This is a genomic window from Nesterenkonia sp. DZ6 (assembly GCF_022565835.1).
In the GTDB taxonomy this organism is placed as follows: Bacteria; Actinomycetota; Actinomycetes; order Actinomycetales; family Micrococcaceae; genus Nesterenkonia.
Map to the genome: position 1 here is coordinate 117,206 of NZ_JAJOYW010000004.1, position 14,976 is coordinate 132,181.

Here is a 14,976-nt window from a genome sequence, read left to right on the forward strand (position 1 = left end):
GTCATACCGTCAGGTCGGCCTTGGGTGCTAAGTTGTTCGCAGACAGACCTGACGCTCAGCAGGACAGACCGCCGCGAGGCGGCTGTCCGCTGAGCAGTCAACACCAGGCCGAAGAGTTGGAGCGCAAGCATGAGCACCGTCCCCGAAGATTTCAAGTACAGTGCCGAGCACGAATGGATCGGCACCACCGAGGATTCACTCGTGGTGCGCGTGGGCATCACCGACTTCGCTCAGGACGCCCTCGGTGAGGTCGTCTACGTGGAGCACCCCGAGGTCGGCGCTACCGTCGCCTCCGGTGATGTGGTCGGCGAGGTCGAATCCACCAAATCTGTATCAGACATCTTCGCGCCGGTCGCGGGAGAGATCGTCTCCGTCAACACGGATCTCGACGAGAACCCCGGTGCCGTGAACTCGGCCCCCTACGCCGCGGGCTGGCTGTTCGAGATCAAGCTCGCAGAATCCTCGGGGGCAGATTCGCTGCTCTCTGCCGAGGATTACAAAAACCAAGTAGGCTGAAGGCCGCCAGCAGGCAGGCCGGCGAGAGGAGGCGACGTGGAGAGCACGCGAGAACATGACAGCAGTCAGAGTGCGGCGGAGACGACGAGCATCTCGTTGCCGCCAGCCGATGCGCACGCGGGGGAGCCTCACCTATCTGAGGATGACAAGCAGGCCATCGCGGCGCTGCCCAAGAACTCCGCTCTGCTGATCGCCCACAGCGGCGCCAATCAGGGAGCTCGGTTCTTGTTGGATCAGGACCTGACCACTGTAGGCAGGCATCCGGAGGCGGGGATCTTCCTCGACGATGTCACCGTGTCACGGCGTCACGTGGAACTGAATCGGGAGGGTCTGGGCTTCCAGATCCGGGATCTCGGCAGCCTCAACGGCACATACGTGAACCACGACCGCGTGGACGAGTATGCGTTGAGGCCTGGTGACGAGGTGCAGATCGGCAAATTCCGGCTGACCTTCTATGCCGGATCCAAAGAATCCGACTGACCGGTGACTCGAGATCCCAGGGCGGACCGGAGGGGAACGTTATCCTGAAGCCGATCTCGTCCCTTCCCCACAGCCCGAAAGAGGACACGCAGTGAGTGCTTCCGCAGCGTCGAAGTCGAAGCCGAAACCGGCCCCGCCCTCGACCGAGCGCGCCGCCAAGTATGTCTTCACCATCTCTGAAGTCCTGCGGGAGCTGCAGAACGAATTCCCGGATCTCACCGCATCGAAGCTGCGCTTCCTCGAGGAGCGCGATCTGGTGGAACCGGCCCGGACCGCCTCGGGCTACCGCAAGTACTGTGCGTCCGACGTCGAGCGGCTGCGCTTCATCCTGGCCCTGCAGCGCGACCGGTACATGCCGCTGGACGTCATCAAGCAGACGATGGACGTCATCGACTCAGGCGAGACCCCCGAAGAGCTGCCGCAGGCGCCTCCGGTGGGTCCCCGTGAAGTCACCGATGAGATGGCAGCTCAGATCACCGGACGCATCCGGCCGATGTGCCGCAAGGAGCTGCGCGCCCACTCCGGCGCCACGCGCGGGATGCTCGACACGCTGGAGAAGTTCCGCATCATCCAGGCCGATGGCGAGGGCAACTACAGCCACCACGATCTCAAGGCCGTCAAGGCGGTCCGGGTGCTGGCACGCTATGGGCTTGAACCGAAGCACCTGGTCAACATCCGGCGCTCCGCGGACAATGAGCTGGACCTGATCGCGCGCGCCATGGCCCCGCATGCCGCCCGCAAGGACACCGCCGCCCGAGCGCGGGTGGCAGAGTCCTCCAAGGAGATGCTCCAGTGCCTGAAAGACCTGCGAGCTTCAATCATGGACACATCGGTCGAGCAGTTGGACAAAAACTGACCTAGACTTGGATCATGGAGAGCCAGCTTGTGCCGCTGGATGTCGTGGGAGTTCGGATCGAGCTTCCATCGAAACAGCCTGTGGTGGTGCTTCGAGGCGCCGAACCCGGACTGGAGAATCTCCATGTGGCCGTCCTGGTGGGACCTGCCGAGGCCAATGCCGTCGCCATGGCGATGGAGAAGAAGGTCCCGCCCCGGCCGATGACTCACGACCTGCTCGCCGAGGTCATGACCAGGCTCGGCTCGGGAGTGCGCTCCGTGGAGATCGGCATGCTCGACTCCTCGACCTACCGCGGGACCATCACGCTGGGCAGTGGTCGCAGCTTCGATGCCCGGGCCTCAGACGCCATCGCAGTGGCGGTGCGGGTGCAGTGCCTGGTCACCATGGACCGCGAGATGCTCACTCGGGTCGGGATCACCCCGCGCACCGCCGCCACCGGGCAGCGTCCCATCTCCGAGGATGAGATCAAGGAGTTCCGCCGGTTCCTGGACAACGCCGAGCCGGAGGATTTCCAGTGAAGCAGGCCCGCTGCGGGCGCGAGACTAGTGCAATCGCGCGACACGCCGTAGAGTAAATTTCAAATGTCTTTGACCCATAGCGGCTGCGGCAATATCGTCAAGGGACAAGACTCTCGCACGCACCTTCCTCGTCGCTCTCGCGTCGCAGGGACGCGCTTCCCCGGCGGAGTCGAGCACTTCAGGAGGGTACCAGGTGGGTCCAGAATCGCACGCGGGCACTGAGCGTGTTCGGCCAGGGCAGGCGGCTGCCCAGCAGCCCCTGTTCAGTGACGGCCTGCCCGAGCTCGACGAGGAGCTGGGCTACCGCGGTCCGGTCGCCTGCGCCGCCGCCGGAATCACCTACCGCCAGCTGGACTACTGGGCGCGCACGAAGCTTGTCCAGCCCTCCATGCGCAACGCCGCCGGGTCCGGCTCGGCGCGTCTCTATTCCTTCCGCGACGTCCTGGTCCTGAAAGTCGTCAAACGCCTGCTGGACACCGGCGTCTCGCTCCAGCAGATCCGCAGCGCGATCGAGCACCTGCGCGAACGCGGCGTCGATGACCTCGCGCAGATCACCCTGATGTCAGACGGTGCCTCGGTCTATGAATGCACCTCCGCCGACGAGGTCATCGACCTCGTGCAGGGCGGACAGGGAGTCTTCGGCATCGCCGTAGGCCGGGTCTGGCGCGAAGTCGAGGCCAGCCTGGTGGAGCTCCCGCGTGAGCGCACCGAGCCCGACGCGGTCCCCGAGCTCGAAGCCTTCGGTTCCGCCGGCGACGAGCTTGCCCAGCTCAGAGCCCGCCGCTCCCAAGCCTCTTAGCGCCCCACCCGTCTCCATCGAGGGGCGGAGTCTCGGTGCACCTGAGTGCGATCCAGGCGAGACCGCTCAGACCAGCTGCTCAAGCAGCTGGTCGAAGGACCTCGCCAGGTCCCTGACCTGATCGCTCGGCCACTGGTGCACCGGGTAGGCCGCGCCCTGGATCTGCTGCCAGAAGGGGTTCTCCTCCAGGACCGGAAGCATCAGCTTGTCCTTGTAGAGCCGTTCCATCTCGAGCAGCCGGTACTCGTGCTCGGCGGAGTCCGCGCGGACACGGTTGACCACCACACCGGCCGACTTGAGCTGCGGCGCGTACTCGTTGGAGAACATCCGGATGGCGCGCATCGTACGCTCTGTGCCGGCCACGGAGAACAGGCTCGGCTCGGCCACCATCAGCACACCGTTGGACGCCGACCAGCCGATCCGGGTCAGCCCGGCCAGCGAGGGCGGGCAGTCGATGAGCACCAGGTCATAGCCGGTGACGCGATCCAGCAGCAGCCGCAGCCGCCGCATGTCGCGGGGCCGGATATCGGGGCGATCGAATGCGGCGGAGAGCGCGGAGCCCACGACGACGTCCAGCGTCGCGTCGGAGCGATGTTCCTGGGGGAGCAGATCCACCCAGCCGGAGCGGACCACATGGTCGCTGAGGTTGGCGCGCTTGGCGTCGCGCAGCAGCTGACCTGCCTCCGTGCCGGTGCCGCGGGCGACCGCGAGCCCGGTGGTGGAGTCCGCATGGGGGTCGAGGTCGACGACGAGGGTTCGCACCCCCTGATGGAGGGCGGCCGAGGCAAGGCCCATGGTGACCGAGGTCTTACCGACCCCGCCCTTCAGACTGGAAACGCTCAAGATCTGCACGCTACCCATCATAGGGATGATCTGCGGTGTTCCCTGCCCCGGCGCTCCGCGCGGCGAGAGTGGGGTCAGTTGATCTTCATCTCGCCCATCTCCTCCCAGTCCTCACCCTCGATCTGCCGGGAGATGATCTTCGGGGTGGAGACCAGGGCCGCTGCCATGGCGCCGTCCGAGCTGACCGCCCGCTGGAAGTGCGCCGATTCCACGTGCGGACCGGCGGCGTCGTCGTCGAAGGCCTCGATGAGCACATACTCGTTGGGGTCCTCCACGCTGCGGGACCATTGGAACCACTTGTTCCCGGGCTCGGCGCGGGTGGCTTCGGTGAACTCAGCCGTGATCGCAGGCCACTTCTCTGCGTGTTCGGGCTTGACCTGGAATTTCACGACGATGAAGATCATGTGGATCCTGCTCTCTGACGATTAGGGGAGTGGGCCGCGGACTGTCGGCTGGGAATGGCCGTTCACTGGCACGTTGTTTAGTCTGCCTTGTCCAGCGAGCTGACGCCATGACCAAGACCGATGATGCTGGAGTCAGCAGCGTTCTTGCTTCTCGATGGTGACTCGTATCACGTAGCCTTTAACGTGATTCCGTGCGGCTCCAAACCACCGCGGCTTCACTCGCCCGCATCAACGTCCCCCACCTTGACGAGGCAACCATGTCTGACCGGTATCAGCAGAACCCGCAACAGTACGACCCGTATCAGCAGTATTCACCAGTGTCACCGACGCCAGCCAATACAGGTATCGGCATCGCAGCAATGGTCCTTGGCATCGTGGCGATCGTCTTCGCGTTCATTCCCGTTGTTGGATTGCTCAGCTTCTTGCTCGCACCCCTAGCCATCATCTTGGGCATCATCGCGGTCGTGAAGCGTCGCGGCCGCGGCCAGGGCATCACGGGTGTCGTCACCGGCGCCGTCGGCCTGGTTATCGCCACCATCGGCGTCGCATTGGCCGGAGCCATCTTCATCAGCGTCGATGACGAGATGCAGAACCTCGAAGAATCCCAGGAAGAGGCTGAGGAGGAGATCGAGGCAATCGCCGAAGCAGACGACGCAGTCGAAGACGCCGACATCGAAGAGATCGAGGAAGAGGTTGCCGAGGAGGAGGCACCTGCCGAAGAAGTCGAGGCCAGCGGGGAATGGGTAGAAGTTGCCACCCTCTCGGGAACCGGCAACCAGCGTGGCGAGGTCTTCGAGGTCACTGGCGACGTCCGGCTCTCCTACGAATTCAACGGAGACGACGACTTCGGCATCGCCGGTGTTTATCTCATGGACGAAGGCAGCAACCTCACTGAAGACGGGGGTCTTCCCGAGGTCATGCTCAACGGCTCAGACAGCGGCGAGACTATGATCTACCGCTCCGCCGGCAACTACTACCTCGACGTCACCGCGGCCAACTACAGCGACTGGACCGTCACCGTCGAAGAACAGCAGTAACTCCATCAGCGACGGCCGAAGGGCCCCACTGCGCACGAAAAAACTTCCGACTGGCACAAGCTGGATGGGGCGCTTCTTCGTCTGGCAGCGCGGCTCGTGGCCGTGGACGTCAGCCGCGTGCAAGAACGCTCGTCTTCTTCAGCGCCGGCACCTCCAGGTTCCCGATCGGGGGCTGGCCGTTCCTGCTGACTGGGACTAGTCACATTGTTATGGGAGGCCGCAGCGGTCACCACCGAGGTCCTGGTGATGTTCACCAGCGGTTACGCCGCCGGCCCACGACAACCGACCTGACCGCCGAGGGATTCCCGCGAGGCCGCTGTGAAGCCGGTCCGACGTTCCCGTCTAGGATGGCCGCATGGCCCACTATGACCTCTCCATCATCGGCTCCGGCTCCGGGAACTCCCTGATCACACCCTTCTGGGATGATAAACGCGTCGTCCTGGCGGACAAGGGTGCAGGGGGCACGGGAGCCTTCGGCGGCACCTGCCTCAATGTGGGCTGCATCCCCACCAAGATGTTCGTCCGCCCGGCGGCGCTGGCCCGAGGGCCTGTCGAAGCGGCCCGGCTCAACGTCACCCAGGAGACCACCGACGTGGACTGGCCCGCCATGCGGGACCGGGTCTTCTCCCGCATCGACGTCATCTCGGCCGGCGGCCGGCACTACCGGGAGGTCGAGCTGGACAACGTCGACCTCGTCGCCGAGAAGGTCACGCTCACCGGGGACTTCAGCCAGCCGCCCTTCGCCTTCGTCTCCGAATCAGGGGTCCGGGCCGAGGCTGACCAGCTGGTCATCGCCGCCGGCTCCCGTCCGGTGCTCCCGGACGTCGCGGGCATAGGCCTCCCCGGGGTGCACACCTCGGACACCATCATGCGCATCGACCAGCGGCCCGACAAGCTGCTGATCCTCGGTGGCGGCTACATCGCCTGCGAGTTCGCAGGGGTGTTCTCAGGCTTCGGAACAGAGGTCATCCAGATCAACCGCAGCCACGGACTGATGACCGCACTGGACCACGACATCTCCGCGGCCTATACGGCCGAGGCGGAGAAGAACTGGACCGTGCACTACGAGCGCACCATCACGAGCATCTCCGAGCACGGCCCGGGCCTGCGAGTCGAGCTGGTCACCTCTGACGGCCGGGTCGAGCACTACGACGTGGACGCGGTCCTGGTGGCCATCGGCCGCACCCCGAACACCGACCTCATCGGTGCCCGAGAGGTCGGGCTCGATGTCCACCCGAACGGACGCCTCTTGGTGGATGAATACCAGCGGGTGCTCATGCAGGGCGAGCCCGTGGACGGCCTCTATGCGCTCGGCGACGTCAGTTCCGAGGCGATGCTCAAGCACGTGGCGAATCAGGAGGCCCGGGTGGTCGCCCACAACCTGGTGCATCCGGACCGGATCCGGCCCTCACGGCATGAGGCCATCCCCTCGGCGATCTTCTCCTTCCCCGAGATCGCCCAGGTCGGGGCGACCGAGGCGCAGGCGGCACAAGCCATCGGTGAGGAGCACCTCACCACCAAGATCCAGAGGTACGGCGACACCGCCTACGGCTGGGCGATGGAGGATGGCAGCGGGATCTTCAAGGTGATCGCGGACCGCCGCACCGGCCAGATCCTCGGGGCCCACGTCATGGGCTACCAGGCTTCGAACCTGATCCAGCCGGTCATCCACGCGATGAGCTTCGGCCAGGACGCCTACACCGCCGCCCGCGGCCAGTACTGGATCCATCCGGCCCTGATGGAGGTCACCGAGAATGCGCTCCTGGGCCTGGAAGTCCCGATCGCAGAGGACGCCCCGCTCTGAGGTGACCTGGGCGGATCCGATCTGATCCCGGGAGCACAGGTGGCGCCACTGACAGCGCCGCCGCAGGAATGGAATCAGCAGCGCCCCAGTTGTGACCACGAGAAGCACCTGCAGCAGAATCATCTCCGTTGACGAGCTGCAGCTGACACGAACCAACACTGATCCGTGCGCGGAGGCTGAATGCCCCGCGCCGAGAGGAGTCCTTCATGGCTGAACGCGTCGATTTCTGGTTTGACCCGCTGTGCCCCTTCGCCTGGGTGACATCACGCTGGATCCTGGAGGCGGAGAAGGTCCGCGACATCGAGGTGCACTGGAACGTGATGAGTCTGGGCGTGCTCAACGAGGCCAAGAACCCCTCACCGGCCGAAGATCCCGAGCAGCTCGCCCGCTGGATCCCCGCCCGCGCCGCCACCGCTGTCGCGCTGCAGCACGGTGAGGCCAAGGTCGGCGAGTTCTACACCGCCGCCGGCACCGAGATCCACAACAACGGCAACAAGGACTTCGAGTCCGCCACGCTCAACGCGCTGCGCGCCGTGGGCCTGCAGGAGGACCTCCTCGCCGAGGCCAAGACGGATAAGAACGACGCCGAGATGCGCGCCTCCCACGACAAGGGCATCTCCCTGGTCGGTCAGGACGTCGGCACCCCGGTCGTGGCGTTCCAGGGCACCGCGTTCTTCGGTCCGGTGCTCACCCGGATTCCGCGCGGCGAGGACGCCGGCAAGGTCTTCGACGGCGCCGTGGCTCTGGCGCAGTTCCCGTACTTCTTCGAGCTCAAGCGCTCACGCACGGAGTCCCCAGTCTTCGACTGATCGGGACTTCCACCATGTGACGTCACTTCAGGACGCCACCACACGACGACGCCGGCGCGGGCTTGAGAGCCCGCGCCGGCGTCGTCGTCGGTTCTGCTGGCGTCGGCCCTCGAGGCAGCAGCCTCGGGTCGGTGCCGCGTCAGGCGGCCGGGGTGCCGCGGCTGATCACTCCTCGCGGATCACCTTGTGCTGGGCGGCCTGAGCGACCGGGCGGACCACCACCTGGTCCAGGTTCACGTGGTGAGGGAGGGTGACTGCGGCGGCGATGACCTCGGCGATGTCCTCGGCCACCAACGGGCGCTTGACTCCGCGGTAGACCGCCTCGGCGGCGGCCACATCGCCGCGCAGCCGCTTCGCGGTGAACTCCTCGGTGGCCACCATGCCGGGCAGCACCTCGATCACGCGGATGTTGTGCTCGGCCTCCTCCAGGCGCAGCGCGCCGGTGAGTGCGTGCTCGCCGAACTTCGCCGCGTTATAGCCTGCCCCGCCCTCATAAGGGGCGAGGGCGGCGGTGGAGGTCACGGTGAGGATCGTGCCCTCGCCGTGGGCGCGCAGCATCGGGACGAAGGCCTTGATCATGTTCAACGCGCCCAGCACGTTGACCTCGTACATCCAGAGCCAGTCCTCGGGCCGTCCCTCGGCGACCGTGTCCATGCCCAGCGCGCCGCCGGCGTTGTTGATCAGCGTGTCGATCCCGCCGGCCGCGGTGACCTCTTCCAGCGCGGCCGCCACCTGCTCCGGGTCGGTGACGTCGCAGATGATCGGAATGATCCCCTCCTGCTCGGCCAGGCTCTCGAGCTTCTCGGCCCGGCGGGCGACGGCGAAGACCCGCCAGCCCTCGGTGGTGAGGCGGTGCGCGGTGGCGGCGCCGATCCCGGAGGAGGCGCCGGTGACCAGGGCGCTGCGGGTGGAGGCATCAGTGTCAATCATGAAGACAGCCTAGTGAGCGGGGTGCTCCGGGAGAACCGCCCGTTCAGTATGTGACACTGCCGCCGTGAGAGAATGGCCAGCATGGCTGATCACACTCCGGGCACAGACGCGCCCGCCACCGAGACCCTTTCCACAGACGCATCCCACGGCACCGCCGCGCGCAAGACCCCCGTGGTCCCGGACCGCCCGGCGCTGGAGGGCCTCGAGGAGAAGCTCCACACCGCCTGGCAGGCCGAGGAGATCTACCACTTCAACGAGGACACCGAGCGCGCGGATGTCTACTCCATCGACACTCCGCCGCCCACCGCCTCCGGGGCGCTGCACGTGGGGCACATGTTCTCCTACACGCAGACCGACGTGATGGCGCGCTTCATGCGGATGTCGGGTAAGAACGTCTTCTATCCGTTGGGCTGGGACGACAACGGTCTGCCCACCGAGCGCCGGGTGCAGAACTACTACGGCGTGCGCTGTGACCCCGCGCAGCCCTACGACCCGGACTACACCCCGCCGGAGAAGCCGGCCAAGAACCAGCGCGACTGGGACGCCATCAGCCGGGCGAACTTCATCGAGCTCTGCGAGACACTCACCGTGGAGGACGAGAAGATCTTCGAGGATCTCTTCTCCCGGCTGGGCCTATCCGTGGACTGGCGCCAGACCTACCGCACCATCGACGACGATTCTCGCGCCGCCTCCCAGCGCGCCTTTCTGCGCGACATCCATGCCGGCAACGCCTACACCGCCCAGGCGCCGACTCTGTGGGACATCACCTTCCGCACCGCAGTGGCCCAGGCCGAGCTGGAGGCCAAGGACCACCCCGGGGCGTACCACCGCTATCCCTTCACCGTGAAGGACACCGGTGAGCAGGTCTTCATCGAGACCACCCGCCCTGAGCTTCTGCCCTCCTGCGTGGCCCTGGTCGCGCACCCTGACGATGAGCGCTACCAGCAGCTCTTCGGCAAGACCGTGATCTCCCCGCTCTTCGGCGTCGAGGTCGAGGTCAAGGCGCACGGACTGGCACAGCCGGACAAGGGCTCCGGGGCCGCCATGATCTGCACCTTCGGCGACATGACGGACGTGACCTGGTGGCGTGAGCTGCAGCTGCCCACCCGCGCGCTGATCGGCCGCGACGGCCGCTTCTCCCGCGAGACCCCGGAATGGATCAGCTCCGCCGAAGGCCGGGCGAACTACGAGCAGCTCGCCGGCAAGACCGTGCATTCTGCCAAGGAAGCCGTGGTGGAGCTGCTCAAGGCCGCCGATCTGCTCGACGGTGAGCCGAAGAAGATCACCCACGCGGTGCACTTCTACGAGAAGGGCGACAAGCCGCTGGAGGTCGTGACCTCGCGGCAGTGGTACATCCGCAACGGCGGCCGCGACGCCGCCCGCCGGGAGAAGATGGTCGCCCGCGGCAAGGAGATCTCCTGGCACCCGGCCTTCATGCGCTCGCGCTACGAGAACTGGGTGGAGGGCCTCAACGGTGACTGGCTGGTCTCTCGGCAGCGCTTCTTCGGCGTGCCGATCCCGGTCTGGTACCCGCTCAACGCCGACGCCGAGCCCGACTATGACAACCCGCTGCTGCCCGAGGAGGCGCTGCTGCCGGTGGACCCGGCCTCGCAGGTCCCCGCCGGGTATGAGGAGTCCCAGCGCGGCGCCGCCGGCGGCTTCATCGGCGAGGCCGACGTGCTGGACACCTGGGCCACCTCGGCGATCACGCCGCACATCGCAGGCCGCTGGGAGAAGGACAACGACTTCTTCAACAAGGTCTTCCCCTTCGACCTGCGCCCGCAGGGCCACGACATCATCCGCACCTGGCTCTTCGCCTCCGCGGTCCGCGCGAACTCGTTGAACGACTCCGTGCCGTGGACCAACACCGCGATCTCCGGATGGATCCTGGACCCGGACCGGAAGAAGATGTCCAAGTCCAAGGGCAACGTGGTCGTGCCCACCGAGCCGCTGGAGCAGTTCGGCTCCGACGCGGTGCGCTACTGGGCTGCCTCGGCCAAGCTCGGCGCGGACACCGCCTACGAGGTCGCGCAGATGAAGATCGGTCGACGGCTGGCGATCAAGCTGCTCAACGCCTCGAAGTTCGCACTGAACCTGGGCGTGACCGAGGCCCACATCATCACCGACGACGCTGGAGCCCAGGTCCTCACCGAACCCCTGGACCGCGCCCTGATCGCCGAGCTGCGCACCGTGGTGGAGCAGGCCACCAAGCACTTCGCCGACTATGACTACGCCCGGGCGCTGCAACTGGTGGAGTCCTTCTTCTGGTCCTTCACCGACGACTACGTGGAGCTGGTCAAGGATCGCGCCTACGGCTCACGCGGCGAGCAGGCGCAGGACTCGGTGCTGGCGGCCCTGGCCACCACGCTGGATTCGCTGCTGCGGCTCTTCGCTCCGGTGCTGCCGTTCGTGACCGATGAGGTCTGGCGCTGGTGGCGCAACGGCTCGGTGCACTCCACCCAGTGGCCGGAAACCTCCGGGCTGGAATCTGTGCAGGGCTCGGCCGGGATGCTGGACTCCGTCGCGCAGGTGCTCTCGGGTCTGCGCAAGGTCAAGTCCGAGGCCAAGGTCAAGCAGCGCACCGAAGTGATCACCGCCAAGGTCTTTGCGCCGGAGCGGACGCTGGCCCACATCGACGCGGCGATCGCGGACGTGCAGGCGGCCACTCGGGCGCGCTCCCTGGAACTGGTGGTTCAGTCCGAAGCCGTGCAGCACGTGGTCGTCACCGACGTGGAGCTCGTCGAGGAAGAGCAGCCCGCCCAGGTCTGACGTTTCCGCGAAGTCAAGAAATCGTAGAGCCATAGCCGATCGTCGGGCTATGGCTCTACGATTTCTTCATCGCTGGACAAGCTGACCGCCCTGCGCGGGACCGGTTAGGTCAGTCGTTCTCTTCGGTCACGGTGCGGATCTCCAGGACGCCGTCGAGCTCCTGGAGTGCTTCGAAGAGGTGTTCCCGGCCCACGCGCTGGGTGCGGGTGAAGGTCATCGTGGCGTCCACCGCGAACCCATCGCCGACCTCGAGCCGTCGGGTACGCACCAGCCGGGTCTCATAGCCCCACTGAGCCGCGGCGCCGAGGATCTCGCGCAGGATCCCGCGACCGTCTGCGTAGCGCACGATATAGCGCTCGGAGCGGTCGTGGCGGGGGAGTCGGCGGACCAGGTTCGTCACCACGGTGACCGAGAGCAGGTAGAAGACCACGGTCAGCCCAGCGATCACCGGCATGCCGGCCCCGCAGGCCATCCCGACGGCGGCCGTCACCCAGATCGACGCCGCGGTGGTCAGCCCGGAGACGACGTTCTGCCGGACGAAGATCACCCCTGCGCCGATGAAGCCGATCCCGCTGACGATCTGCGCGGCGATCCGCGACGGGTCCAGGACCACGTCCCCGCCGATGAGGTGCGAGAACCCGTAGGCGGAGACCAGGGTGAACAGGGCCGAGCCCATGCCGACCAGGATGTGGGTGCGCGCTCCGGCGGACTTCTGCCGGATGTCACGCTCGATCCCGATGGTCGCGGACATCAGGAACGCGAGGGTCAGGAGCAGAATCTGCGTCGGGGCCGTCTCCGGCCAGACATCGATGTTCATCACCGGCTCCTCTCGAGATCCCACATCACCCTATAGCGCCGTCGTCGCGCGGCACAGTCCTGCCGGGGGCCGCCCCAGGGCAGGGCAGCCCCCATGGGGCGGCCCTGCGTCCAGACTCAGATGATGTCCTGCCCGGACTCGCGAGCCTTCTTCCAGTCGGCGAAGAAGGCGTAGCCGATCACGCCCATGACCGCGAGCACGATCAGCGGCCACATCAGGGTGTAGAGGGTCATCGCAAGGGGGCTCATCGGGTGTCTCCCACTGTTGTCGGTTCAGGGTTGGCGGTGCTGGCAGCATCTGCGGGGCCGGCTGCCGCGTCGTCGTCGAAGTTGCCGGTCCGCTGCGCGATCAGCGCGAAGTCGAACTCGGCGTTGCCGCGCACCGACATCGCCCAGCAGACGATGGTGCTGACCGCATAGGCGACCAGCGAGGCGCTGAGCGTGGCGTAGTCGTGCAGGAAGCCGATGACGAACGGCGCCGAGACCACGGCGGCGATCACCGCCACCACCTTGGCGACCTTCATTCCGAAGAAGCCGAAGCACATCAGCCCCAGGATCACCGCGATGCCGACCACCGAGAGCAGGTCCACGAAGATCCCGACCGCCCCGGAGAGCGGGAACCATTCGAAGCGCACCGGCACGAAGCAGGCCAGCGCCGCGAGCACCGAGACGGTGAAGGCCTTGTTGGTGACCTTCTTCCAGTAGAAGCTGGCCAGCACCGGGAAGACCAGCGCGCCCCAGAGCGCGCCGACGAACACCAGCAGGTCCAGGATGCTCAGCTGCAGGCTGGCGAAGCTCACCGCCGCGGCGGTGGCCAGCAGCATGGTCACTCGGCCTACCAGAAGCATGGTCTGCGGGTTGGCCTTGGCCTTGCCGGCCACGTTCTGCCCGTAGACATCGGCCATCATGATCGAGGACATCGCTGAGAGGTCGGAGTCAGCGGTGGAGGAGAGGGCGCCGATGATCATCACGAAGAAGATCGCCAGCAGCGCCGCGGGCAGGTAGCTCGCCGCCATCTCGGGAATGATGTTGTTGACGTCGCCGTCGGTGGGTTCGAAGCCCAGGTAGAGGGCCATCACGCCGAACATGCCCACCCCGATGACCATGGCGCCATAGCCGATGGTGGCGGTGATGAAGGTCGGCTTGATCAGATCCTCGCGCACGGCGAAGAGCCGCTGGGCGATGGTCTGGTTGCCGATCGCGTAGGCGAGCACCGCCGCGATATAGGGCGCGCCCTGATTCAGGAACGCCTCGCTGGAGAAGAAGCTCTGCTGCTCGGGCGAGAGGTTCTGCGCGCCGGTCTCGAAGGCGGACGGGAAGTCCGCGGCGAAGAAGATGAACGGGATGATCACGGCCACGGCCCCGAACATCGCCATGACCTGGATGAAGTCGGTCAGCACCGAGGCGCGGAAGCCGGACCACAGCGTGTAGAGCAGCACCCCGGCGGCCACGGTGAGCACGCCCTGGATGAAGGTGAACGGAGAGAGCATCGCGATCAGCACCCCGCCGGCGATGAAGTTCGACATCAGCGAGATCAGGCTGCCCACCACATTGGAGCCCGCGAGCATCAGCTGACTCGAGCGTCCGTGCCGGGCGTACATCACCTCGGCGATGCTGTGCGCCCGCGGCGCCACCGCGCGGATCCGCTTGCCGAAGGGGTAGATGAACAGGATCATCAGCGCCCCCCAGAGCCCGTAGTGGATGGGCCCGGAGATCCCGTAGGTGTACCCGGCCTCGGCGGAGGCGTACATCGACGAGGCCCAGATCCAGGTCGCGGTCATGGACGCCGCGGAGATCCCGAAGCCGATCTTGTTGCCGGCCGTCATGTACTGGTCAGCGTTCTCCTTCTTCTTCCTGATCCGATGCGAGACCAGGTAAGTCCCCCCGTAGAAGGCCACCAGCAGCAGCACCACCGTGATGGCGCCGAACTGGACTGCGCTTGATTCGTTCACGTCGTATGTTCCCCTCGTTGAGTATCAGTCGTCTCGCTGCATTCACTCGTCGTCACATCCGCCTGGCGCCGCATTTTTGGGCGCGCACAGGCAAGGCATCGCGTGACGCCGCATCGTGCTTCAACGGATCCGTGGCCGCGCTCTGAGCTCATGACGCGGGCCTGTTCTCAGGCCTCGGCGGAGCTGGTGCAGATGGCGCGGGACGGTGTCCCCTCGTGGCGGCCGGGCCGCACCCTCATCCATCAAAGGGGGTGAACCAGGCCACAAGCAGTAGACCGTAACACACTGCCTATTTCACTCGACCGTTCCCGGTGCCCGGGGCACCGGCCCCGGATGGCCCCTCAGGCACGGACCCAGTAGACTGAACACCAGCAGCTTTGACCCGGCCATCACCGGTGAGCTTCCGGTAGAACCGGTCCCGCGGCATCACCTCCGCGGCGCCT

General features: G+C 66.2%; 15 protein-coding genes. 9 read left to right on the forward strand and 6 right to left on the reverse strand.

What is annotated here, in order from left to right; all coding sequences use genetic code 11:
• Positions 1 to 129 precede the first annotated feature (129 nt).
• The 5 genes from gcvH (at position 130) to LTH93_RS10935 (ending at position 3,169) form a co-directional block, all read left to right on the forward strand.
• Complete coding sequence (gene gcvH, locus LTH93_RS10915; RefSeq protein ID WP_241464975.1) at positions 130 to 516, forward strand: glycine cleavage system protein GcvH; 387 nt, start codon at positions 130 to 132, stop codon at positions 514 to 516.
• Positions 517 to 552: 36 nt separating this feature from the next.
• On the forward strand, positions 553 to 996 hold the full coding sequence (locus tag LTH93_RS10920; protein ID WP_241464974.1) for an FHA domain-containing protein: 444 nt from the start codon (positions 553 to 555) through the stop codon (positions 994 to 996).
• A 91-nt stretch (positions 997 to 1,087) separates the two neighbouring features.
• Complete coding sequence (ftsR, locus tag LTH93_RS10925) at positions 1,088 to 1,852, forward strand: transcriptional regulator FtsR (protein ID WP_241470960.1); 765 nt, start codon at positions 1,088 to 1,090, stop codon at positions 1,850 to 1,852.
• Between the two features lie 14 nt (positions 1,853 to 1,866).
• Entirely contained in the window at positions 1,867 to 2,370 is a 504-nt protein-coding gene (locus tag LTH93_RS10930; RefSeq protein ID WP_241464972.1) for a bifunctional nuclease family protein, read from the forward strand.
• 193 nt (positions 2,371 to 2,563) lie between these two features.
• Complete coding sequence (locus LTH93_RS10935; protein ID WP_342357718.1) at positions 2,564 to 3,169, forward strand: MerR family transcriptional regulator; 606 nt, start codon at positions 2,564 to 2,566, stop codon at positions 3,167 to 3,169.
• Positions 3,170 to 3,235: 66 nt separating this feature from the next.
• Here the strand turns inward: LTH93_RS10935 and LTH93_RS10940 are convergent, their stop codons facing one another.
• Together LTH93_RS10940 and LTH93_RS10945 are read right to left on the reverse strand one after the other, a co-directional pair.
• Entirely contained in the window at positions 3,236 to 4,021 is a 786-nt protein-coding gene (locus LTH93_RS10940; RefSeq protein WP_241464971.1) for a ParA family protein, read from the reverse strand.
• Positions 4,022 to 4,086: 65 nt separating this feature from the next.
• Positions 4,087 to 4,416, reverse strand: a complete 330-nt coding sequence (locus LTH93_RS10945; RefSeq protein ID WP_241464970.1) for a putative quinol monooxygenase — start codon at positions 4,414 to 4,416, stop codon at positions 4,087 to 4,089.
• Positions 4,417 to 4,607: 191 nt separating this feature from the next.
• Here LTH93_RS10945 and LTH93_RS10950 point away from each other — a divergent pair, with 191 nt between their 5' ends.
• From LTH93_RS10950 to LTH93_RS10960, 3 genes are all read left to right on the forward strand, one after another.
• Complete coding sequence (locus LTH93_RS10950; protein WP_241470961.1) at positions 4,608 to 5,453, forward strand: DUF4190 domain-containing protein; 846 nt, start codon at positions 4,608 to 4,610, stop codon at positions 5,451 to 5,453.
• Between the two features lie 355 nt (positions 5,454 to 5,808).
• The gene (locus LTH93_RS10955; RefSeq protein WP_241470962.1) at positions 5,809 to 7,257 is read left to right on the forward strand and encodes a mycothione reductase; all 1,449 of its coding nucleotides are present in this window, start codon (positions 5,809 to 5,811) and stop codon (positions 7,255 to 7,257) included.
• A gap of 206 nt (positions 7,258 to 7,463) precedes the next feature.
• Positions 7,464 to 8,066 carry a mycothiol-dependent nitroreductase Rv2466c family protein gene (locus LTH93_RS10960; protein ID WP_241464966.1) on the forward strand — a complete coding sequence of 201 codons (603 nt, stop codon included), beginning with the start codon at positions 7,464 to 7,466 and terminating at the stop codon, positions 8,064 to 8,066.
• 165 nt (positions 8,067 to 8,231) lie between these two features.
• Here the strand turns inward: LTH93_RS10960 and LTH93_RS10965 are convergent, their stop codons facing one another.
• A complete protein-coding gene (locus tag LTH93_RS10965) occupies positions 8,232 to 8,996 on the reverse strand; it encodes an SDR family oxidoreductase (protein ID WP_241470963.1) in 765 nt (254 codons plus the stop codon).
• 81 nt (positions 8,997 to 9,077) lie between these two features.
• Between LTH93_RS10965 and valS the strand changes: the two genes are divergently transcribed.
• On the forward strand, positions 9,078 to 11,765 hold the full coding sequence (gene valS / locus LTH93_RS10970; RefSeq protein WP_241470964.1) for a valine--tRNA ligase: 2,688 nt from the start codon (positions 9,078 to 9,080) through the stop codon (positions 11,763 to 11,765).
• Positions 11,766 to 11,874: 109 nt separating this feature from the next.
• Here valS and LTH93_RS10975 read toward each other — a convergent pair whose 3' ends face one another.
• The 3 genes from LTH93_RS10975 to LTH93_RS10985 all read right to left on the reverse strand — a co-directional run bounded on the left by LTH93_RS10975 (position 11,875) and on the right by LTH93_RS10985 (position 14,533).
• Positions 11,875 to 12,582, reverse strand: coding sequence for an MgtC/SapB family protein (locus LTH93_RS10975; RefSeq protein WP_241464962.1), 708 nt, complete (start codon positions 12,580 to 12,582; stop codon positions 11,875 to 11,877).
• Positions 12,583 to 12,698: 116 nt separating this feature from the next.
• Positions 12,699 to 12,830: a putative transporter small subunit gene (locus LTH93_RS10980; RefSeq protein WP_241464961.1), complete on the reverse strand. Its 132-nt coding sequence runs from the start codon at positions 12,828 to 12,830 to the stop codon at positions 12,699 to 12,701.
• A complete protein-coding gene (locus tag LTH93_RS10985) occupies positions 12,827 to 14,533 on the reverse strand; it encodes a sodium:solute symporter family protein (RefSeq protein ID WP_241464960.1) in 1,707 nt (568 codons plus the stop codon). The genes LTH93_RS10980 and LTH93_RS10985 overlap by 4 nt, the downstream gene beginning before the upstream one ends.
• Positions 14,534 to 14,976: the final 443 nt, after the last annotated feature.